Origin of the sequence: Streptomyces sp. NPDC006610, from assembly GCF_040611575.1 — a bacterium.
GTDB lineage: Bacteria > Actinomycetota > Actinomycetes > Streptomycetales > Streptomycetaceae > Streptomyces.
On the sequence record NZ_JBEXOP010000009.1, the window covers coordinates 18,859 to 39,739 of the forward strand.

Annotated in this window: 17 protein-coding genes; 11 read left to right on the forward strand and 6 right to left on the reverse strand. The window is 72.5% G+C overall.

Annotated features, from left to right (window positions below):
* Positions 1–6 precede the first annotated feature (6 nt).
* Together ABZY13_RS09650 and ABZY13_RS09655 are read right to left on the reverse strand one after the other, a co-directional pair.
* The gene (locus ABZY13_RS09650; protein WP_356628569.1) at positions 7–888 is read right to left on the reverse strand and encodes a carbohydrate ABC transporter permease; all 882 of its coding nucleotides are present in this window, start codon (positions 886–888) and stop codon (positions 7–9) included.
* Positions 882–1,871, reverse strand: coding sequence for an ABC transporter permease subunit (locus tag ABZY13_RS09655; RefSeq protein WP_356628571.1), 990 nt, complete (start codon positions 1,869–1,871; stop codon positions 882–884). The genes ABZY13_RS09650 and ABZY13_RS09655 overlap by 7 nt, the downstream gene beginning before the upstream one ends.
* 530 nt (positions 1,872–2,401) lie before the next feature.
* On the opposite strand from ABZY13_RS09655, the gene ABZY13_RS09660 reads away from it, so the two are divergent.
* Positions 2,402–2,605: a cold-shock protein gene (locus ABZY13_RS09660; RefSeq protein ID WP_059190954.1), complete on the forward strand. Its 204-nt coding sequence runs from the start codon at positions 2,402–2,404 to the stop codon at positions 2,603–2,605.
* Positions 2,606–2,719: 114 nt separating this feature from the next.
* Complete coding sequence (locus tag ABZY13_RS09665) at positions 2,720–3,658, forward strand: hypothetical protein (RefSeq protein ID WP_356628573.1); 939 nt, start codon at positions 2,720–2,722, stop codon at positions 3,656–3,658.
* Positions 3,659–3,682: 24 nt separating this feature from the next.
* Here ABZY13_RS09665 and ABZY13_RS09670 read toward each other — a convergent pair whose 3' ends face one another.
* Positions 3,683–5,236, reverse strand: a complete 1,554-nt coding sequence (locus ABZY13_RS09670; RefSeq protein ID WP_356628575.1) for a pectate lyase — start codon at positions 5,234–5,236, stop codon at positions 3,683–3,685.
* Positions 5,237–6,175: 939 nt separating this feature from the next.
* Between ABZY13_RS09670 and ABZY13_RS09675 the strand changes: the two genes are divergently transcribed.
* From ABZY13_RS09675 to ABZY13_RS09700, 6 genes are all read left to right on the forward strand, one after another.
* A complete protein-coding gene (locus tag ABZY13_RS09675; protein WP_356628577.1) occupies positions 6,176–7,135 on the forward strand; it encodes an STM4015 family protein in 960 nt (319 codons plus the stop codon).
* On the forward strand, positions 7,132–8,502 hold the full coding sequence (locus ABZY13_RS09680; protein ID WP_356628579.1) for an STM4014 family protein: 1,371 nt from the start codon (positions 7,132–7,134) through the stop codon (positions 8,500–8,502). The genes ABZY13_RS09675 and ABZY13_RS09680 overlap by 4 nt, the downstream gene beginning before the upstream one ends.
* 40 nt (positions 8,503–8,542) lie before the next feature.
* The gene (locus ABZY13_RS09685; protein ID WP_356628581.1) at positions 8,543–9,364 is read left to right on the forward strand and encodes an STM4013/SEN3800 family hydrolase; all 822 of its coding nucleotides are present in this window, start codon (positions 8,543–8,545) and stop codon (positions 9,362–9,364) included.
* Positions 9,361–10,704: an STM4012 family radical SAM protein gene (locus ABZY13_RS09690; protein WP_356628583.1), complete on the forward strand. Its 1,344-nt coding sequence runs from the start codon at positions 9,361–9,363 to the stop codon at positions 10,702–10,704. Before ABZY13_RS09685 ends, ABZY13_RS09690 begins: the two co-directional genes overlap by 4 nt.
* Positions 10,705–10,714: 10 nt before the next feature.
* Entirely contained in the window at positions 10,715–11,605 is an 891-nt protein-coding gene (locus ABZY13_RS09695) for an STM4011 family radical SAM protein (RefSeq protein ID WP_356628585.1), read from the forward strand.
* A gap of 297 nt (positions 11,606–11,902) precedes the next feature.
* Positions 11,903–12,592 (forward strand): S1 family peptidase, encoded by a 690-nt coding sequence (locus tag ABZY13_RS09700; RefSeq protein ID WP_356628587.1) that lies wholly within the window; start codon positions 11,903–11,905, stop codon positions 12,590–12,592.
* On the opposite strand, the gene ABZY13_RS09705 is transcribed toward ABZY13_RS09700, so the two are convergent.
* Positions 12,586–14,688: an MMPL family transporter gene (locus ABZY13_RS09705; RefSeq protein WP_356628589.1), complete on the reverse strand. Its 2,103-nt coding sequence runs from the start codon at positions 14,686–14,688 to the stop codon at positions 12,586–12,588. The two genes, ABZY13_RS09700 and ABZY13_RS09705, sit on opposite strands and share 7 nt — an antisense overlap.
* Before the next feature lie 90 nt (positions 14,689–14,778).
* On the opposite strand from ABZY13_RS09705, the gene ABZY13_RS09710 reads away from it, so the two are divergent.
* Positions 14,779–15,279: a MarR family transcriptional regulator gene (locus ABZY13_RS09710; RefSeq protein WP_356628591.1), complete on the forward strand. Its 501-nt coding sequence runs from the start codon at positions 14,779–14,781 to the stop codon at positions 15,277–15,279.
* 233 nt (positions 15,280–15,512) lie between these two features.
* Positions 15,513–18,977, forward strand: coding sequence for a phosphodiester glycosidase family protein (locus tag ABZY13_RS09715; RefSeq protein ID WP_356628593.1), 3,465 nt, complete (start codon positions 15,513–15,515; stop codon positions 18,975–18,977).
* On the opposite strand, the gene ABZY13_RS09720 is transcribed toward ABZY13_RS09715, so the two are convergent.
* Positions 18,918–19,568, reverse strand: a complete 651-nt coding sequence (locus ABZY13_RS09720; protein ID WP_356628595.1) for a DoxX family protein — start codon at positions 19,566–19,568, stop codon at positions 18,918–18,920. The two genes, ABZY13_RS09715 and ABZY13_RS09720, sit on opposite strands and share 60 nt — an antisense overlap.
* A gap of 302 nt (positions 19,569–19,870) precedes the next feature.
* Here ABZY13_RS09720 and ABZY13_RS09725 point away from each other — a divergent pair, with 302 nt between their 5' ends.
* Entirely contained in the window at positions 19,871–20,041 is a 171-nt protein-coding gene (locus ABZY13_RS09725; RefSeq protein WP_356628597.1) for a hypothetical protein, read from the forward strand.
* 31 nt (positions 20,042–20,072) lie between these two features.
* Here ABZY13_RS09725 and ABZY13_RS09730 read toward each other — a convergent pair whose 3' ends face one another.
* A complete protein-coding gene (locus tag ABZY13_RS09730; RefSeq protein WP_356628599.1) occupies positions 20,073–20,852 on the reverse strand; it encodes an SDR family oxidoreductase in 780 nt (259 codons plus the stop codon).
* Positions 20,853–20,881 lie beyond the last annotated feature (29 nt).

Consider the following 20,881-nt stretch of genomic DNA (forward strand, 5'->3'; position numbering starts at 1 on the left):
GCGCGGTCAGCCCTTGACCGCGCCGAGCATCACGCCGGAGACGAAGTAGCGCTGGACGAACGGGTACACGCACAGGATGGGCAGCGACGTGAGCACGATCGTGACCGCCTGGATGTTCGCCGCGGTCTGGCTGAGCTGCTCGGCCCCGGCGCCCGCGTTGGAGCCGCTGGTCGCGCCGGCGATGAGGTTGCGCAGATACACGGTGACCGGCATCAGCTCGGTTCTGTCCATGTAGAGGAACGCGCCGAACCACGAGTTCCAGAAGGACACCGAGTAGAACAGCACCATCGTCGCCACGACCGCCTTCGACAGCGGCAGCACGATCCGCAGCAGAACGCCGTAGGTGTTCAGCCCGTCGATCTGCGCGGCCTCCTCCAGCTCGGTCGGCAGACTCTCGAAGAAGGCCTTCATCACCAGCAGGTTGAACACGCTGATCGCGTTGGGCAGCGCCAGCGCCCAGATGGTGTTCTTCAGGCCGAGGCTGGTGATCAGCACGTAGTTGGGGATCAGGCCGCCGGTGAAGAACATGGTGAACACCGCGGCCCCCACGAGGAAGCCGCGTCCCCTGAGCTGCTTCTTGGACAGCACATAGGCGTAGCAGGTCGTCAGGACCATGGCGACGGCGGTGGAGACGACCGTGTACAGCACGGTGTTGCCGTAGTTCCGCCAGAACATGCCGTCCCGGAACACGATCTCGTACGTGGTGAGGTTGAACCCCTTGGGCCACAGCGTGACCTCGCCGGCGCGGATGTGGCGTTCCCCGCTGAACGAACGGGCGATGATGTTGACGAAGGGGTAGAGGGTCACGGCCACGACGAGGGTCAGGATCACCCCGTTGACCGCCTGGAAGACACGGTAACCGCGCGTCGGCCGGTCGACGCTCACCACAGGCTCGTCCCCACCGTGCGGCGCGACAGCTGGTTCGCGGAGATGATCAGGAACAGGCCGATGACCGCCTCGAACAGGCCGATCGCGGCGGCGTAACTGAAGCTGTTGGACTCCACGCCGGTGCGGTACAGGTAGGTGGAGATCACGTCGGCGGTGGGATAGGTCAGCGGGTTGTACAGGAGCAGCACCTTCTCGAAGCCGACCGCGAGGAACGTGCCGATGTTGAGGATCAGCAGCGTGATCATGGTCGGGCGGATGCCGGGCAGTGTGACGTGCCAGATCTGCTGCCAGCGGTTGGCGCCGTCGATGCGCGCCGCCTCGTACAGGTCCTCGTCGATGGTGGTGAGCGCGGCCAGGTAGAGGATGGTGCCCCAGCCGGCGGTCTGCCAGATCTCCGAGCCGACGTAGATCGTGCGGAACCACTCCGGCTCCTGGATGAACCGGATCGGCTCGTGCCCGAACCAGCCGAGCACATGGTTGACCGGGCCGTCGGTGGCGAGCATCTGCAGCGTGATGCCCGCGACGATCACGATCGACAGGAAGTGCGGCAGATACGAGACCGACTGCACGAACCGCTTCAGGGACCGTCTGCGCACCTCGTTGAGGAGCAGCGCGAGCACGATCGGGATCGGGAAGCAGAAGACGAGGGTCAGGCCGCCGAGCCACAGGGTGTTGCGGAACACCTGCCAGAAGGTGGGATCGCTGAGGAACATCTCCACATAGCGCAGCCCCACCCATTCCTCGCCGAAGATCGACCCGCCCGGCTCGAAGCGGCGGAAGGCGATCACGTTGCCGATCATCGGCAGATAGCGGAAGACCAGGAAGAACAGCAGCGGCAGCACGACCAGCGAATACAGCTGCCAGTCGCGGCGCAGCGTCCGTCGCAGGCCGGTCCTGGCCAAAGGCCGGTCGCGGCGGGCGGTGCGTGCCGGAGGGGGGTCCTGGGCGCCGGGCGGGGGAGCCGGCCGGACGGAGGTGCTCATGCTCGGGCCTCTCACATGCGGGGGGAACGCAGTTGACCGAAACTTTCGAGCTTCTTCCCGTAACTTCGCGGCAACTTAGGGGTGGCTGTAAGCGCTGTCAATGGGTGTGGCAGGCAGGGTTTCTGAGGCGACGACACCTGGCTCGCCCTCTTGGCCGCCGGCTCACGACGTGATGGGATCGGCCGACAGGTCTGAAGTTTCCGAGTCGGGATCGAAACAATCGGAGCGGGTGTGAGGCGTCTCGTGCCCGCCGTTCGGTGCGCGCCGAGCAGGGTCGGAGAAGGTCACGGGCGACGGCCGGGGCGGCGCCCCGGCCCGGCCGACGGGCCTGGTTTCGGACTGACTTCAGCCGTCTGGCGATATCCACTGGTGACCGGGGCGATCGCCGTGTAGCGTCGCTGTCAGATGTCTGGTTCGCCGTACCCGCCCGCGCTCCGGTGCGGGCGTTTTGCTGTGCAGGGCCCGAGGACCAGGACCATCACCTTCGGGTCCGCGCGGTGCGGATCCGTCACCGACCGAGAGGTACTGGCATGGCCAGCGGAACCGTCAAGTGGTTCAACTCCGAAAAGGGCTTCGGCTTCATCGCGCAGGACGGGGGCGGCCCCGACGTCTTCGCGCACTACTCCAACATCAACGCCAGCGGCTTCCGCGAGCTCCAGGAAGGCCAGGCCGTGACCTTCGACATCACCCAGGGTCAGAAGGGCCCGCAGGCGGAGAACATCACCCCCGCCTGACGCAGCACCCATCAGGCCGTGGCCCGCACAGCGATCGCTGTGCGGGCCACGGTCCGTGGACGGTCCGTGGGCAGGCCCGCCGGGCGGCCGGCTCGATCGGCGAAGGGGGAGCGAGTGAAGCGGACACGACGGGGAGCGGCCGGATTCGAGCCGGTTCTCGACCTCCAGTACGAGACGTACGCGCGTCTGCTGGCCGAGATGCGCCTCCCGGTGGACGACATGCCGACGCGGGCCGACGTCGAGGCGCTCCTGACCCCGCCGGTGCGGGACTGGCTCATGGTGCGGGCGCGCACCGGCCACCACGACGACCTGGTCCTCGCGCCCAGCGTGCGGCGTCTCGGGGGCTGGCGGCGTTTCCGGGAGCTGATCGACGGCGTCCCCTGGGCCGTCTTCGACGACAGGGCGCCCACCGGACCCTTCCGCTACCCGCTGGAACCGCCGGAGCGCCGTCCGCCCACGCTGGGGCGGTTGTCGGACGGCGTACGCGGCGCCCTCGGCCGTCCGCGCCGCGCCGACGCGATCGCGGCGGAGCGCGCCCGGTACGCGGCCCGGCACGACGACGGGCAGCGGGCCGACTGGCTCGTCGGCTTCGTCCTCGACACCCGCCCGCGGCCGGACCGGCCGCAGGAGGAGCGGGGACTGCACTGGACCACACTGCACTGGCGCGGGCAGGCGGAGGCCATCCGGAAGGCCGACGAGGAGGAACACCGGCCGCACGGACGGCGCGTCGGCTCCCTCACCGTCCCGCAGTACTTCGTGTGGCAGGCCATGCGCCACCGCACCGGCGTTCTCCCGGCCGACACGCCCACGGAGAAGCCCTTCCTCGACATGGGCACGTCGGTGACGGTCCGGTGGGGTACGCGCTTTCCGTACTACCCCACCGCCGACTACCGCGTGCCCACCGACGACCACGCGTATCCCTTCGGGCGCACGGACGTCTACGGTCTCGTGGGCTCGGCGTCGCCGGACGGCGTGATCTCCGTCCGCGCGCGGGAGGGCTCCGACCGGGCCGTGCAGCACGAGGGCGTCAGGCTCGTCCTGAGACTGGCCTGACGCCCCCGCTCCCCGCTGCCGGTGCTATCCGGCGTAGGTCTCGAACTCGGCCACCCTCGGGGTGCCGGACGAGCCGGTGATCTCGAAGGTGACCTTGGTCAGCGAGGTCCGCGGGAAGGTGATGACGCCCGCGCCGCTGCCGGAGGCCAGGACGGACCCGGTGCTGCCGTTCAGCAGCCGCCAGGAGCCGATGTTGCCCACGGCGCCCGCCGCCTCACGGATGTTCACCGAGGACACCGCGGTGGCGGAGCCCCACTTGACCGAGACCGCGCCGGTGGAGCCGGCCGGCGACCAGTAGGTGCTCATGTTGCCGTCGCGCACGTTGCCGTAGCTGGTCCCGTCGGCCTTGCTGGTGCCGTCCGCTCCGGCGCCGATGCTGAGGTTGGTCCCGCTCGGCTGGGTCGGCGTCGGGGTGGGGGTGGTCGGCGTCGGCGTCGGGGTGGTCGGCGTGGGAGTGGGGCTCGGCGTCTGCGGGGTGCAGCTGCCGTCGGACACCCGCAGGCCCTTGTTGGCGCCGGCGGTCTGGCTCACCACGCTCGGCACGCAGTTGGCCGGGTCGAGGCTGAAGGCGTACGGAATGCCGACCGTGGTGTTCGACGTCGGGTTGGGCCCGGCGGGGTAGTTGTCGGTGCCGGGGCTGGACCAGGTCACGTTGTCGAAGATGTTGCCGCCGACCTGCCAGTAGCCCTTGGCGTCGGTGTAGAAGGTGCCGAGGACGTCCTTGGAGTCCTCGAAGTAGTTGTTGTCCACCTTGGCCCTGGCTCCGGCCCGGGAGTTGATGCCGGACTCGTTCAGGCTCTTGTAGTGGTTGTTGTACATGTGGCCGATCCCGCCGCGCAGCAGGGGCGCGCGCGAGTCGATGTTCTCGTACAGGTTGTGGTGGAAGGTGACGTACCCGTTCGACAGGTCGCTCTCGCTGGAGCCGACGAGTCCGCCGCGCCCGGAGTTGCGCAGGATGCTGTACGACAGGGTGACGTACTGGGTGTTGTTCTTCATGTCGAAGAGGCCGTCGTAGCCCTCCGACTCACCGCCCGACGCCTCCAGCGTGGTGTGGTCCACCCAGATGTTGCGGACGTTGTCCTCCATGCCGATGGCGTCGCCGCCGTTGGACAGGGGAGAGCCCGACTTCTTGACGTTCCGGACCGTCACGTTCTGGATGATGATGTTGCGGGCGTCGCGGATGTGGATGCCCAACTGGTCGAAGACGGCGCCGCTGCCGACACCGACGATCGTGACGTTGCTGATGCCCTTGAGCTCGATGCGGTCGGCGGCCGTGCTGCAGCCGGGGCCCGAGACCTGGCTGGTGTTGCCGTGGTTGATGGTCCCCTCGACCTGGATGACGATCGGGGTGCTGGTGCTGGCGCGGTTGCACAGGGCCGTGTGGATCGCGGTGCCCGTGGTGGCCCGTACCGTCTGGCCGCCGGCGCCGCCGGTCGTCCCGCCGTTCTGGGTCGCGAAGCCGGTGGCGCCGGCGGTCGCCGCCGATGCGGTGGGCATCGACAGGGCCACACCGGTCGCGGCGGCAACGGCCCCCGTGGCCAGCGCCGCACAGAGTCGCAGTGCGACTGGTCGTCTCATTGTTGCCTCGTCCTTCGTCCTTGAATTGCCGAGTGGTGGTGCCGTGGGCTGCGCGGCCACGTCACAGCTGTGTTGTGGGCATGACAGTGGCCCGCTCAACGGGAAGCGGATCGGCGATGCCGCGGCAGCGTGGAACCGCTCTGCTCGGGTGCGTCCCCGTCCCGTGGTGCGTCGACAGCCCGGGCGGCCTCGCGCCGGATCTGCAGCGGCTCCGCACGAGGGCGCGGCAGGCGCCGCGATGAGCGCGCCTCCACCGGAACGACCCCTGAACCGGGAAAGCGCTTTCCGTCGGTGAGAATAGGATGGCGTCGGCGGGCTGACAAGGCTCCGCGCAATTTCGGAGTATCAACTTCCGGATCGTCCGGCGCACTTGCGCGCGGACCGGACCGCATGGGTCGGTACCTGTTGTGCGGAGATGCGACTCCGATGTGCTGCCGATGTGATGCCGGAGTCCCTGCTTCGCCGGCGAAGAGCAAGCGCACCGGCAGGGCATCCGGACCACGTCGTGTGCAATCCCACCCTGCAGTGCGGCGACCCGGTGGCCCGGCGTTGTCCGGTGGGTGGGGCCGGTCGCGCAGTGGGGTCGAGTGGACTGGTGCGCGACATGCTCGTCGCTCCCCGGTGGGCTGGAGCGAGCGATGTGCGTGGGCCCTGTCCCAGGAGGGCCGGCAGGCGCTCGCTCGGCGGAGGGACCGCCGAGCGGGCGATGGGCCCCTGTTGCCCGTGGGTCGCCCGGACCGATGCGTGCCGTTCCCCGTTCAAGGAGGGTCCGTCCGCCGGATGCCGGGGCAGGGTCGTCGTCGAGCGTGCGTGTCGGGCTGTCGGCGGCGGTCCCGGAACACCGCACCGCAGACCCCTCCACCCCCGATTGTCAGTGGCTGTTGGTAGAACTGCGGTCATCGCCACACGCACGCCCTCACTCTGCACAGGAGCAGCCGCATGACCATCACCGGCCACCTCGACGCGCTGTACCGGCTGCCCGCCTGCACGTTCCCGGGGCCCGATGAGCGCACGGACGACCTGCCCGAGGCCGACTCGTTCGCCTGGCGGGTCACCAGTGACGTGTACGACGCCGACGAGGAGTGGACGGCGGCGTTCGCCCGGTTCTGCGCTGCTGTCGACACCACGCGGGTGCGGGCGCTGATCGTCGGCGCCTGGCAGGAGGCCTACGACAGCGACCCGTCCCCGGTCATCGAGGCCCTGCTGGCCGCGCGCGAGCGCTTCCCCGCGCTGCGGGCGCTGTTCCTCGGCGACATGGAGATGGAGGAGTGCGAGATCTCCTGGATCCACCAGACCGATGTGACGCCCCTGCTCGAAGGGTTCCCCGCACTCGAGGAGTTCGGCGTCCGGGGCGGCACGGACCTCGCCTTCACGCCGCTGCGTCACACGGGCCTGCGCCGGCTGACCGTCGAGACCGGCGGGCTGCCCGCGCAGGTCGTGCGCGGGGTCGGCGCCAGCGACCTGCCGGCGCTGGAGCACCTCGACCTGTGGCTGGGCACCTCCGACTACGGCGGCGACAGCGAGATCGCCGACCTGGCGGAGATCCTGTCCGGCGCCCGGCTGCCGAGCCTGCGCCATCTGGCGCTGCGCAACAGCGAGATGCAGGACGCCGTCGCCGCGGCCGTCGCCGCCTCGCCGGTGGTCGACCGCCTGGAGGTGCTGGACCTGTCGATGGGCGTTCTGACCGACGAGGGCGCCGCCGCGCTGCTGGACGGCCGGCCGCTCACCCATCTGAAGAAGCTCGACCTGCACCACAACTACCTGAGCGAGCCGGTGAAGGAGCGGCTCCGGCAGGCGCTGGAACCCGCGGGCGTCGAACTCGACCTCGACCGCGCGGACGCCGACGAGGACGTCGAGGGCGACGGCAGCGTGTGGCGCTACGTCTCCGTGGGCGAATGACCCCTCGGCACGTCCCCGGCACGCGCTTCGCGGTCGTCGGCAACCCCGGCAGCCGCCGGGTGGCCCTGTTCGGCGACGCGGTGCAGGCGGCGGGCCTGCCCGCCCCGCGCCTCGTCGCCTGGCGGGACGTCCTGCGCGCCCAGGGTGCGGAGTTCGGGCCGGACGAGGTGGTCCGGCTCGACTCACCGGGAGAGGACGCGGAGGTCGACCGGCTGCTGCGCGGTGCCCAGGACCCGACCCGGGTGGAGGGCTCGGCACGCTGGTACGCCGGCTTCCTCGCCGCCGTGCGCACACTGCGCGGCGGCGTCCGCCTGGACGACCCCGACGAGCTGGCGGTGCTGTTCGACAAACGGCGCTGCCATGCCGTCCTCGACGCGGCCGGGGTGCCCGTCCCGGCCTCGCCCACGTCGGGCGCGGGGTCGGCGCATGTCCGCGGCTGGGACGACGTGCGGGCGCTGATGCGGGAGCACCGGATGCCCCGGCTGTTCGTCAAGCCCGCGCACGGCTCGTCGGCCTCCGGCGTGCTCGCCGTGGAACGCGGCGGCGCCGGCCGGATCCGGGCGACGTCCTCGGTGGAACTCACCGGGGACGGCCGTCTGTTCAACTCGCTGAAGGTGCGCCGCTACGAGCGGGAGCAGGACGTCGCGGCCATCGTCGACGCGCTCGCCCCGGACGGACTGCATCTGGAGCGCTGGCTGCCGAAGGCCTCCCAGCAGGGGCGCGCCGCGGATCTGCGGGTCGTCGTCGTGGCCGGCCGGGTCACCCACGCGGTGGTGCGCACCAGCCGCTCTCCCATGACGAACCTGCACCTCGGGGGCGCCCGTGGCGACCTGGATGCCGCCCGGCACGCCGTCGAGGCCGCGGGCGCCCGCTGGACCGACCTGCTCGGCGTGTGCGAACAGGCCGCCGCCTGCTTCCCCGGCACCCTCTGCGTGGGCGTCGACCTCCTGCCCGCGACCGGCTGGCGCCGGGCGGCCGTCGGCGAGGTCAACGCCTTCGGGGACCTGCTGCCCCGCCTCACCGGCCTGCCCGGCAGCGACGCCGAGGGCATGGACACCTACGCCGCCCAGGTCGCCGCGGCGCTGCGCCTGCACGCCGGTCCGGCCGACACGGCGGACCGCCCGCACACCCCGGACCGCCTCTGGGACCCGCCGCCCGCCCCGCACCACCGCACGCCCGCCCCGCCCACCCCGGACGACCCCCCGCAGCCCTCACCCGCCCCGCACCCCGCACCCGCCCGGGGTCACCCGCAGCCGCATCCTCCACCCACCCCGCACGCCCCTGACCCTCCGCACCCGCACGCTCCGCACCCGCACCAGCCCCGAACCACAGGACCCGGCCATGCCCTCGCCCGCCCCAAGCCCTGAGCAACTCCCGCCCCCCGCCCCGGCAACGGCCGAGCCGGACATGAACGCGGTCGTCGGCAGTCACGACCTGCTCCTCGTCACGCTCGACACCCTGCGCTACGACGTCGCCGCCGAGCTGGCCGCCGCGGGCCGCCTCCCCAACCTGGCCCGGCACCTGCCCGGCGGCCGGTGGGAGAAGCGGCACGCCCCGGGCAACTTCACCTACGCCTCCCATCAGGCGATCTTCGCGGGCTTCCTGCCGACCCCGGCCGGCCCCGGACCGCACCCCCGCCTGTTCGCCGCGCGCTTCGCCGGCAGCGAGACCACCGCCGAGAAGACGTTCGTCCACGACAGCCCGGACCTGGTCGCCGGCCTGGCCGCGGCCGGCTACCGCACCGTGTGCATCGGGGGAGTGGGGTTCTTCAACAAGCAGGGCGCGCTCGGCTCGGTGCTGCCCGGACTCTTCCAGGAGTCCCACTGGACGCCCGAGTTCGGCGTCACCTCACCCCGGTCGTTCGAGAACCAGGTCGCCTGCGCCGAGCGCGTCGTCGCCGGACTCCCCGCACAGCAGCGGCTGTTCCTCTTCGTCAACGTCTCCGCCCTGCACCAGCCGAACTGGTTCCACCTTCCCGGCGCGACCCGCGAGGCCGGCGACACCCGGGAGACCCACGCCGCCGCCCTTGAATACGTCGACCGGCACATCGGGCGGCTGTTCGCCGCCGCGAGTTCCCGGCGCCGCTGCCTGGCCATCGTCTGCTCCGACCACGGCACCGCCTACGGCGACGACGGCTACACCGGCCACCGCCTGGGCCACGAGTCCGTGTGGACGGTGCCCTACGCCCACTTCTTCCTCGACCCCACGCCGACCGAGGCCGCCCGATGACCACCGCCGCCCTGCCCGCCACCCACCTCGGCCCCTACCAGAGCTACGTCTACGCCTACCCCCACAAGACCGCCTACCGCAGGCTGCCCGACCGTCCGGAGCTGGCATCCCTGTGGGCGGCCGAACCCAAGCACGCCCTCTCCCTCTACCTGCACATACCCTTCTGCGAGGTGCGCTGCGGGTTCTGCAACCTGTTCACCCGTATCGGCGCCCCCGACGGCCTGACCGGCGCCTACCTCGACGCCCTGGAACGCCAGGCGGACGCCGTGCGCGCCGCCCTCGGCGACGGGGAGGCAGTCCGTTTCGCCACCGCCGCGTTCGGCGGCGGCACGCCGACCTTCCTGACCGCCGCCGAACTGGAGCGGCTCTGCGACATCGCCGAGCACCGCATGGGCGCCGACCTGCGCGCCGTCCCGTTGTCGGTGGAGGCCTCGCCCGCGACCGCCACCGCCGACCGGCTCGCCGTGCTCGCCGAGCGCGGCGCCACCCGGCTCAGCCTGGGCGTGCAGAGCTTCGTCGACTCCGAGGCCCGCGCCGCCGTACGCCCCCAGCGCCGCGCCGACGTCGAGGCGGCCCTCGGGCGCATCCGCGACGCCCGCGTGCCGGTCCTCAACATCGACCTCATCTACGGCATCGACGGCCAGACGGAGGAGACCTGGCGGCACTCCCTGGACGCGGCCCTGCACTGGCGGCCCGAGGAGCTGTACCTCTACCCCCTCTACGTCCGCCCCCTCACCGGCCTCGACCGCCGCCGCCCCGGCCCCGACCCGCAGTGGGACGAGCAGCGGCTGCGCCTCTACCGCGCCGGACGCGACCATCTGCTCGCCCACGGCTACACCCAGCAGTCGATGCGTATGTTCCGCCGTGCCGACGCCCCCGCCCAGGGCGCCGACGACTACGCCTGCCAGACCGACGGCATGATCGGCCTCGGCTGCGGCGCCCGCTCCTACACCGCAGGACTGCACTACTCCTTCGACTACGCCGTCGGCATGCACCAGATCCGCGGCATCATCGACGACTACGTCGCGACGGCCGACTTCTCCCACGCCGAGGTCGGCTACCGCATGAACGCCGACGAGACACGCCGACGGCATCTGCTCCAGTCCCTGCTCCAGGCCGAGGGCCTGCGCGTGGACGACTACCGCGCCCGGTTCGGCGCCGCGCCCGCCGACGACTTCGCCACCGACCTCGCGCGCCTCGCCGACCGGGGCTGGCTCGCGGACACCGACCCCACGACCCTGCGGCTCACCCCCGAGGGCCTCGCCCACTCCGACGCCATCGGCCCCGAGCTGTTCTCCCCGGCGGTGCGGGCCGCCATGGCCGCCTACGAGCGGAAGTGACCGCCCGGCCATGGATCTGACCCTCCTCTACCGGGGCCCCCTCGCCTCCTGCGACTACGACTGCCCCTACTGCCCGTTCGCCAAGCGGCGCGACACCCCCGCCCAGCTGCGCGCCGACCGCGCGGCCCTGGAACGGTTCGCCGCCTGGGCCGAGGGCCAGACCGGCGACCGGCTGTCGATCCTGTTCACGCCCTGGGGCGAGGGCCTGGTCCGCTCCTGGTACCGGCGCACGCTGGCCCGCCTGTCGCACCTGCCGCACATCCGCCGGGTCGCCATCCAGACGAACCTCAGCTGCCGCACCGACTGGCTCGCCGACGCCGACCCCGGCACGCTCGCCCTGTGGTGCACGTACCACCCCGGCCAGACCCCCTACGACCGTTTCCTCGCCAAGTGCCGGGACCTCGCCGAGCGCGGCGTCCGCTTCAGCGTCGGCGTCGTCGGCCTGCCCGACCACCTGCCGCACGCCCGCCGCCTGCGCGCCGACCTGCCCCCGCACGTCTACCTGTGGGTCAACGCCGCCGAGGGCCACGTCTACACGGACGCCGACGCCGACCGGTGGACCGCCCTGGACCCGCTGTTCCCCTACAGCCGCCACCCCCACGCGAGCGCCGGACTGCCCTGCCGCACCGGCGAGTCCGTGATCTCGGTCGACGGAGAGGGGACCGTCCGCCGCTGCCACTTCGTGCCCGCCCCGCTCGGCAACCTCTACGACGGCAGCTACCGTGCCGCCCTGCGCCCCCGCGGCTGCCCGCTCGCCGCCTGCGACTGCCACATCGGCTACGTGCACCTGGAAACCCTGCCGCTGTACGACGTCTTCGCGGGCGGCGTCCTGGAACGCGTCCCGGCCGTCCTCGATGGGAAGACGCCGATCCCCAGGCCGGTGATCGAGGTCATGAACTGAGCAACGCGAGCTGAAACGCGCTGCGGTGCGAGATGACCCTGCTGTACCGCGAGGGCCGGGGGAGGAAGCTGCTTCACGAAGCATTCCGGACACTGTCCGGACGTCGCGCACGACAGCGTGCTCCACGGCGCGAGGGTGGTGCAGGCCCACTGCTCGGCGCCCGGATACCACCAGCTCCGGCAGCTGCAGAACCGGTAGTCCGGGCCGAACGACCGGCGCCGGTCTGTCCCACCGCCCCGGGATCCTCCACCATGAGGCGAGCGACCGTACGACTTTGCCGCCTCGCCTGGAGGATCCGTGAGACAACCGTCCCTCGCCCCGGCCGTGTCGACCGCCCTGGCGCTCCTGGCCGCCTGCTTCCTGGGCGCAGCCCCCGCCCACGCCGCCGGCTCCGTCGGCGCCCAGCAGGTCGTCGTCCGGGGCGGTGACCTGCTGTACGGCGACAACGGACGCGTGTGCACGGTCGGCTTCAACGCCCGCAGCTCCACCACGACCTACGCGCTCCTCGCCGGGCACTGCCTGTCGACCGGCACGACCTGGTACGCGGACCCGGGTCGCACGATCCCGGTCGGCGTCACCGACGCCGTGTCCTTCCCGTCCGACGACTACGGGGTCGTCCGCTACACCAACCCCTCCGTCGCCCGCCCCGGCGAAGTCTCCCTGGGCGGCGGCGCGGTCCGCGACATCACCGGCGTCACCGCTCCGCGCGTCGGCCAGAGCGTCTGCCACGTCGGCCGGGTCGGCGGGCTGCGCTGCGGCACGGTGACCGCCATCAACGTCACCGTCTCCTACGGCGGAGGCACGGTGTACGGCCTCTTCCGCTCGAACGCCTGCCTGGAGCCGGGCGACACGGGCGGCCCGGCCTTCTCCGGCACCACCGCCCTCGGCCTCCTCGTCGGCGGCAGCGGCAACTGCTCCTCCGGCGGCGTCGCCTACTACCAGCCGGTGGTCGAGGTCCTGTCGGCGTACGGGCTGACCGTCTACTGAGCGCCGTCCCGTTCCCCCTGCCCGTCGCGGGCCAGGGCGCTGGGCCACCATGCCCGGGGACCGATGTCGATCATCAGCGCGGGTACCAGCAGCGAGCGGACGACGAGGGTGTCGAGCAGAACGCCGAAGGCCACGATGAACGCGATCTGCACCAGGAAGGCCAGCGGGATCACCATGAGCGCCGCGAACGTCGCGGCGAGCACGACGCCGGCCGAGGTGATCACGCCGCCGGTCGTGGTGAGCCCGCGCAGCACGCCCTGTCGGGCGCCGTGCTCCAGCGCCTCCTCCCGGACCCGGGACATGAGGAAGATGTTGTAGTCGACGCCGAGGGCCACCAGGAACACGAAGCCGTACAACGGCACCGACGCGTCGGCGCCGCCGAAGCCGAGGAGGTGCTCGAAGACCAGCGTCGACACGCCGAGCGTGGCCAGGAAGTTGAGCGCGACGGTCGCCACCAGGAGCACCGGCACCAGCAGTGAGCGCAGCAGGAGGACGAGGATCAGCAGGATGACGCCGAGCACCACGGGGACGATCACCGTGCGGTCCCGGGCGGCGGTCCGCTGGGTGTCGTACTGCTGGGCGGTGTACCCGCCGACCAGGGCGTCCGCGCCCGGCACCGCGTGCACCTCGGCGCGCAGCCGCTCGACGGTCTCCTTGGCGGCGTCGCTGTCCGCCGCCGCCCGGAGGGTGGCGTCGATGCGCACGCGGCCGTCGACCACGAGTGGCTCGCCGCCCCCGGGCCGTCCGGAGGCGGAGACCGGGTCGGCCGTCGCCACGCCCTCGGTGTTGCGCGCCGCCGCCGTCACCTGCGCGGCACGGTCCGCGTCGGCGATGATGACGGCGGGGTTGCCGGATCCGCCGGGGAAGTGCTCACCGAGCGTCTCCTGGGCGGCGACCGAGGGGGCCTCGCCCACGAAGACCTCGTCGAGTGGCACGCCCTTGGCGGACAGGGAGGGCGAGAACGCCGCGAAGAAGGCCAGCACGAGGGCGGTCACCAGCCAGGTCCGGCGCGGCCGGCCGTCCACCTCGGCGGCGACCCGGCGCCACACCCCGTGTCCCTTCGCCGAGGCGTCCGACGCACGGGGCCGGGACGGCCAGTAGGCGGTCCGGCCCAGCAGGGCGAGCACGGCCGGCAGGAAGGTCAGTGTGGACAGCACCGCGCACCCGATGCCGATGGCGCCGACCGGTCCGAGGGCGCGGTTGTTCGTCAGATCGCTCGCCAGCAGGGCCAGCAGGCCGAGCGCCACGGTGGCCGCGCTCGCCGTGATCGCGCCGAACGACCTGCGCACCGCCGTCGCCGCGGCGGCGGTCCGGTCCCCGCGGACGGCGAGCTCCTCGCGGAAGCGGGCGGCCAGCAGCAGCGCGTAGTCGGTGGCCGCGCCGATCACCAGAATCGAAAGGATGCCCTGCACCTGGCCGTCCACCCGGACCACGTCCCGGTCCGCGAGCGCGTAGACGACGGCGCTCGCCAGTCCGAGGGCGAACACGGAACCCAGGATGATCACGAATGGGAGAAGGACGCTCCGGTAGACGAGCAGCAGGATCAGCAGCACGGCGCCGAGCGCCACGCCCAGCAGGAGGCCGTCGATGCCCGCGAAGGCGTCCGACAGGTCGGCCTGGCTCGCCGCCGGTCCGGCGATCTGCACCGTCGTGTCCGGGACGCTCTCCGCCGCCTCGCGCACCCCGTCGAGCACCGTGGGCAGTTCCTCGCCCAGGTGGGGCTCCAGTTGGACGACGGCCTGCAGTGCCCTGCCGTCGTCGGAGAGCAGGGCGGGGGACGGACGGCCGACGACGCCGGGGGCGCCGGCGAGCGCACCGACGGCGTCGGTGGCGGTCGTGCGCTGCGCCCCGGCGACCCGCTCCCCGTCCGCCGTCCAGACGACGACGGCGGGCAGCGTCTCCGCCTGGTCGAAGGCCTCCCGTTCGTCGAGCACCCGGGTGGATTCGGCGCTGCGCGGGAGGAAGGCGGCCTGGTCGTTGGTGGCCACCTCGCCCAGTTTCCCGGCGTACGGCCCGAGCGTTCCCCCGATGCCCAGCCAGACGAGCAGCAGGAGCAGGGGCACGAGCCGGCGGGCCCGGCGGGGTGTGATGTTCATGAGCATCCCGGAAGTGGACGGAGTGACCGCGGCGTGATCATGCCTCGACAGTAAAGTATGTCAATCATTGAGAAACCTTATACTCAAGACATGAGCGGTTCCGGCATGCCCTCGCCATCACTTCCGGCGGACGACCCGACGGGGTTGCAGTCCTTCGCGGTTCTGCTGCGTCGCATGAACGCCGAGTTCAACCGCATCGCCCAGGACTTCGCCCAGGCGCAGGGCCTGCACCTGACCGACGTGCAGGCCCTCATCGCGATCCTCGACGCCGACCCCGACGACGGGCCCATGACGCCCGGCCGGCTGCGGCGCCGGCTCCACCTCACGTCCGGCGCGGTGACCGCGTGCGTCGACCGGCTGGAGAAGGCCGGTCACATCCGGCGCGTCCGCGCGGCCGACGACCGCCGCGTGGTGCACCTTCACTACGCACAGGCGGCCAGAGCCGTCGGCCGGGACTACTTCCGGCCACTGGCCCGCGGCACCGACGCGGCGCGCAGCCGTTTCACCCAGGAAGAACTGGCCGTCGTCGTGCGGTTCCTCGCCGAGCTGAACCGCGAACTCGACGCCCTGCGCCCGGCTTCCGCCGACTGAACGACCCGAACGCTTTCGAACGCCCCGGCTGTCCGTGTATCGCCTTTGCCGCCGGGCCCCGCACCGCGACAATGACTGCGTCGGCGGGGGAGCCACGAGCCCGGCGGAGCGGGCCGCAGTGTTCACCCGGCGCATTGCTGACGGTCACACACCTCACGGCGCCTCAACACCCACGGAGCGTCAACTGAACGCTGACCCCTGCCCGCCGGAACGAGAGCGAAAGAAGTCAGCCAGTGTCGTTCCCTCCTGATCCCGCCGCCCCGCGCACGCGGACCGCGAGACGGCGCACCCGCGTCGTCCTCGCCCTGGCCATGGCACTCGGCATCGGCGCCGCGACGGTGACGACCGCTCAGGCGTCGGCCCCCGACGACGTCGTGGCGGCCCCGCACGGCGCGCCGGGCGCGGGCGCAGCGCCCCGCCTGATCCCGAGCACTCCCGGGGAGTCCATCGTCACCCGGGAGGACCGCACCCCGGTCGCACCCGGCCTGACCCTGACCCGCTTCGATCGGTTCGGGGCAAGCGGATGGGTCCGCGGACAGGTGCTCGTCGCGGACCTCGCCGACGACCGGCTGAGCGTCGACCACATCTCCTCCGGCACCGTCACGGGCAAGTCACGGGTGACCGAACAGGCCCGGCGCACCGGAGCCGTCGCCGCGATCAACGGCGACTACTTCGACATGAACGACACCGAGGCCCCCATCGGCGCCGCGGTGTCCCGGAAGGACGGTCTGGTCAACTCGCCCACCCCGGGCCGCGGTCAGGCGGTCGCCATCGGCGCCGACGGCATCGGCCGGCTCGCCCAGGTCCTCCTGGAGGGCCGGGTCACGGTCGGCGGGACGCGGACCCTCGAACTGGCGGGCGTCAACTCCCCGGTCCTGAAGGCCGGCGGCATCGGCCTGTTCACCGACCAGTGGGGTCCCTCGCCCCGCACCAAGCCCGTCAGCGGCGCCGGCCGGGTCGCCGAGGTCCGGCTGCGGGACGGCAGGGTCACCGACGTACGCACCTCCGTCGGCGGCGACCCGGTCCCCGCGGGCGACTCCGTGCTGCTCGGGCGGGAAGCGGGCGCCGACGCGCTCGCCGGACTGCGGCCCGGCGACGCCGTCGAGGTCGCCTACCGCCCGCGCGCCGACTTCGGCGAGGTGGCGGTCGCGGTCGGCGGCGGGCAGGTGCTGGTCGCGGACGGCGTGGTACGGCGCTTCACCGAGGGCGACACCGTCACCGCCACCTCGCGCACCGGTGCGGGCTTCTCCGCAGACGGCCGCACCATGTACCTGGTCGCGATCGACGGCAAGCAGACCGACAGCCGCGGCATGGACCTCAACGAACTGGGCGCCTTCATGAAAGGGCTCGGCGCCGTGGACGCCCTGAACATGGACGGCGGCGGCTCGACCACCATGGCCGCCCGCCTGCCGGGGGAGGACACGACCGGCCTGGTCAACAGCCCCTCCGACGGCTCGGAACGGCAGGTCGCCAACGGACTGGGACTGTTCGCCGCCCCAGGATCGGGCGCCGTGCACGGCTTTCGCGTCCTGCCCGCCCTGACGGCGGACGGCGCCGACCGGGTCTTGCCCGGACTGCGCCGCACCGTGCGCGCCCTCGCCCACGACGAGACGTACGCTCCCGTCTCCGCCGGCCGGGTGCACTGGCGCGCCGAGGGCGGCCGGCTGTCGGTCGACTCGCGCGAGGACGGCACCGCGGTCGTCACCGGCCGCCGCTCAGGCACCGCCCGCGTGGTGGCGTCCGCCGGGCACCGGGCCGACGGGCACAAGGAGTTGACGGTGCTGGCCCCCGCCGTGCGGATCGCCCCGAGCAGCAGCCTGGTGGCGCTCGACGGCGCCGGCAAGGAAGCGCGACTGACGGTCACGGGCTACGACGCCCTCGGCCACTCCGCCCCGATCGAGGCGTCCGACGTCCAGGTCACCGGAGGCCGGGGAATCGTCGAGGTGCGGCCCGCGGACGACGCCACGTTCACCGTGCGAGGCCTGGTCGACGGCGCCTCCGCCACCCTGCGCCTGACGGTCCGCGGGATGACCACCGACGTCGCCGTCACGGTCGGCCTGGCCGAGACGCCCTTCGCCGACCTCTCCGACGCCGCGTCGTGGACGTCCGCGCACGACCGCGCCCCCGGCGGATCGGTCGCCCCGGCGCCCGGCCACGACGGCGCGCCCGGTCTGCGGCTGACGTACGACTTCACCCGCTCCACCGCGACGCGCGGCCAGTACGCCGTCCCGCCGCTGCCGATCCCACTGCCCGGCCAGCCGCAGGCCGTCACCCTGTGGATCCACGGCGACGGCAACGGCGCCTGGCCCCGGCTCCAGTACCGCACCGGCTCCGGAGTGACCGCCAACCTCGACGGCCCCACGATCACCTGGACCGGCTGGCGCAAGGTCGAGTTCCCGGTCCCCGCCGGCACCGCCCACCCCCTGACCTTCCAGCGGATCCGGCTCCTGGAGACCAGCGCGGCCCGCTCCTACACCGGCGCGGTCACGGTGAGCGACCTACGGGTCAAGGTCGCCCCGGACGTCGAGCTGCCCGACCCGCCCGGGGTCGCCGACCCGGTCGTGGTCACCGACGGGACCGTCGGCGGCCGTCCGCTGCGGGTGGCCGTCATGTCCGACGCCCAGTTCGTCGCCCGCGCCCCGGACAGCCCGCTGGTCGAGGCGGCCCGCCGTACCCTCGCCGAGATCGCCGAGGCCCGCCCGGACCTGCTGGTCATCAACGGCGACCTCGTCGACGAGGGGTCCCCGGCGGACTTCGCCCTCGCCCGCACGCTGCTCGACGAGTTCGACGCCCGCACCGGCGGGAGCGTCCCGTGGCGTTACGTCCCCGGCAACCACGAGATCATGGGCCCGGGCTCGACCCGCAACTTCGAGGCCGAATTCGGCCCCACCACGTCCGTGTTCGACATGAAGGGCACCCGCTTCATCACCCTGGACTCCTCCACCGGCACCCTGCGCGGCGGCGGCTTCGGCCAGCTCCAGACGCTCCACGACCAGCTCGAGGCGGCGGCGGGCGACAGGTCGGTCAGCGGCGTCGTCGTCTTCCAGCACCATCCCACGGACGACCCGCTCCCGAACAAGGCCAGCCAGCTCGGCGACCGCAAGGAGGCGGCCCTGGTACGGCAGTGGCTCGCCGGCTTCCGCGCCGAGAGCCACAAGTCCGCCGCGTTCGTCGGCGCCCACGCGGGCGTCTTCGCCGCCTCCTCCGTCGACGGCGTGCCGTACCTGGTCAACGGCAACTCGGGCAAGAACCCGGCCGGCACGCCCGACGGCGGCGGCTTCACCGGCTGGACCATGCTCGGCATCGATCCGGGCCGGGGACGGATCCACGACCTGTACGACGTCCCGTCCGACGACTCCGAGAGGTGGCTGCGGGCCGAGGTGCACGCCCGTACCGACACGGTGACGCTCAGCGCTCCGCAGACGCTCACCGTCGGAGAGCGGGCCGAGGCGGCGGCCACGCTCACCCAGGACGGCGCCCGGAGCGTCCCGGTGGCCTGGCCGGTTTCCGCCGACTGGAGCGGAACCCGCGTCGACGTGGCCGGGGACGGGGAGCGCGGCCACGACGGCGGAGCGCCGGTCGTCTCCTACGACCCCGTCTCGGGAACGCTCGTCGCACGCCGTGCCGGCACGGCGGTGCTACGGGTGACCGTGAACGGCGTCGGCGCCGAGCGGCGGATCACCGTGCACCGGGACTGACGTCGGGTCCGGGGCTGCTTCGACCACCGGGTTCGGCGCCCTCACGGGGGCGTTGGGCCCGGTGCCGGTTTCCCCGTCACCGGCCGTCCTGCTGGGCCCGGCACCGGCCTGTGGGAGGTGCGCGGCGATGGCGAGGCCCGCCGCCACCAGCACGACGTTCTTGATCACGTACTGTCCGGCCATGGTGGGCACCGCGACGTTCCCGTCCCACACCTCCGAACGCAGGACGACCAGCGCGGTGAACGTCCCGGCCATGTGCGCGAAGAACACCAGCAGCGTCAGGCGCGGCAGCAGCCCGGTGACCAGCCCGGCCCCGATCAGAATCTCCATCAGGGCGACGAGCGGCCGGGACACGTCGGCCGGCACGGCCCCGGAGGTCAGCTCGTGCACCACGCGGGTGGCCATGTCCTCGGCATGGCTGACGTCCGGCAGGAACTTCAGCGCCCCGAACCATACGAACAGCAGCCCCACGGACACCCGCAGCACGGTGAAGCTGTGCTGCCGGTAGCGGGCGGGGAGGGTGCGCAGACCGCTCGTGGCGGCAGAGCTCGATGGTTCGCGCGTCTCGACCGCGCTCCGCCTCCGGCTCATGCGGGCCGCCTCGAAGGAGGAGCCGCGCGCCGCCCGGACGGTTCGGGGGTGGCTGAACATAACCGGCAGGAACTCATGAGTGCCTCCGATGAGGGGGGTGAGTCGGCGGAGGTCATGGGAGCGCTCCCATGGCTGCTCAGCGGAGCGTACGGTCAGGTGCGCGGAGCTGACAAGACACGCTGCACGGACTTTTCGGCCGGTGCCGCCCCCGCGCCTGCCGCAGCGGTTCCGGGGCATACGGGAGTCACCGAACCCGAACGGAACCGAACCGAAGTGAACCGAACCGACGTCAGGAGACCGACATGATGGCGATCATCGCAGCGGTGCTGTTCTTCATCGCGTTTCTGATCAACGCCGCGGAACTGAGCACCAACGACGTGTTCTCCTCCACGAACCTGATGCTTCTCGGCCTGCTGGCGCTGGCCCTCCAGCTGGCGGGGGTGGGGGCCGGATGGCGCGGCGCCAGAAGGTGACCGCCCATGTCGCCGCCGGGGTGGGCGCGGCTCAGTGGACGGAGAACCCGCCGTCCACGCAGATCGACTGCCCGGTGACGTAGGCGGAGGAACGGCTCGCGAGGAACACCGCCGCACCCGCGAAGTCCTCGGGCAGCCCGTTGCGTCCGACCATCGTGCGCCCGGCCAGCTCCGCCGCCTTCCCGGGGTCGGCGGACAGCCGGGCGTTCAGCGGCGTCATGACGATGCCGGGCACGAGGGTGTTGCAGGTGACGCCGTACGGCGACCAGGCCTCCGCCTGCGATCGGGCCAGCGACTCGAGCCCGCCCTTGGAGACGCCGTACGCCCCGCTGTCCACGAAGGCCCGGTGCGCCTGCTGGGACGTGACGTGGATGATCCGGCCGAAGCCCCGCTCGGCCATGCCGGGCCCGAAGCGCTGCCCCAGCAGGAACGGCGCCTCCAGGTTCACCGCCATGGTGGCGTCCCAGACGTCCTCGCCCAGCTCGCCCATCGGCGGACGCAGGTTGATCCCCGCGCAGTTGACCAGGATGTCCGGCTCGCCGAAGGCCCCGGCCGCCTCCTGCGCCGCCGAGCGCACGCCGTCGCGGCTGCCGAGGTCGGCGCGGACCCGGGCCGCCCGGCAGCCGTCGGCCGTCAGCTCGGCGACGGTGGCGGCCAGCCGTGCCTCCGTGCGGGCCACGACCACCACGCTCGCCCCGGCGCGCGCCAGCGCCCCGGCGATCGCCCGGCCGATGCCGGAGCTCCCGCCGGTCACCACGGCGACCAGGCCGTCCAGCGAGAACAGCCGGGAGAGGTAGGGCTGTGAGGTCATGCCCGCAGCGTAACCCCCGCCCCGGCAGC

What these genes read in the sequence shown, in the direction of transcription:
- ABZY13_RS09655 (WP_356628571.1), bottom strand. Translation starts at nt 1,871, where the DNA reads ATGAGCACCTCCGTCCGGCCGGCTCCCCCGCCCGGCGCCCAGGACCCC.
- ABZY13_RS09660 (WP_059190954.1), top strand. Translation starts at nt 2,402, where the DNA reads ATGGCCAGCGGAACCGTCAAGTGGTTCAACTCCGAAAAGGGCTTCGGC.
- ABZY13_RS09670 (WP_356628575.1), bottom strand. Translation starts at nt 5,236, where the DNA reads ATGAGACGACCAGTCGCACTGCGACTCTGTGCGGCGCTGGCCACGGGG.
- ABZY13_RS09675 (WP_356628577.1), top strand. Translation starts at nt 6,176, where the DNA reads ATGACCATCACCGGCCACCTCGACGCGCTGTACCGGCTGCCCGCCTGC.
- ABZY13_RS09680 (WP_356628579.1), top strand. Translation starts at nt 7,132, where the DNA reads ATGACCCCTCGGCACGTCCCCGGCACGCGCTTCGCGGTCGTCGGCAAC.
- ABZY13_RS09685 (WP_356628581.1), top strand. Translation starts at nt 8,543, where the DNA reads ATGAACGCGGTCGTCGGCAGTCACGACCTGCTCCTCGTCACGCTCGAC.
- ABZY13_RS09690 (WP_356628583.1), top strand. Translation starts at nt 9,361, where the DNA reads ATGACCACCGCCGCCCTGCCCGCCACCCACCTCGGCCCCTACCAGAGC.
- ABZY13_RS09695 (WP_356628585.1), top strand. Translation starts at nt 10,715, where the DNA reads ATGGATCTGACCCTCCTCTACCGGGGCCCCCTCGCCTCCTGCGACTAC.
- ABZY13_RS09705 (WP_356628589.1), bottom strand. Translation starts at nt 14,688, where the DNA reads ATGAACATCACACCCCGCCGGGCCCGCCGGCTCGTGCCCCTGCTCCTG.
- ABZY13_RS09710 (WP_356628591.1), top strand. Translation starts at nt 14,779, where the DNA reads ATGAGCGGTTCCGGCATGCCCTCGCCATCACTTCCGGCGGACGACCCG.
- ABZY13_RS09720 (WP_356628595.1), bottom strand. Translation starts at nt 19,568, where the DNA reads ATGAGCCGGAGGCGGAGCGCGGTCGAGACGCGCGAACCATCGAGCTCT.
- ABZY13_RS09725 (WP_356628597.1), top strand. Translation starts at nt 19,871, where the DNA reads ATGATGGCGATCATCGCAGCGGTGCTGTTCTTCATCGCGTTTCTGATC.
- ABZY13_RS09730 (WP_356628599.1), bottom strand. Translation starts at nt 20,852, where the DNA reads ATGACCTCACAGCCCTACCTCTCCCGGCTGTTCTCGCTGGACGGCCTG.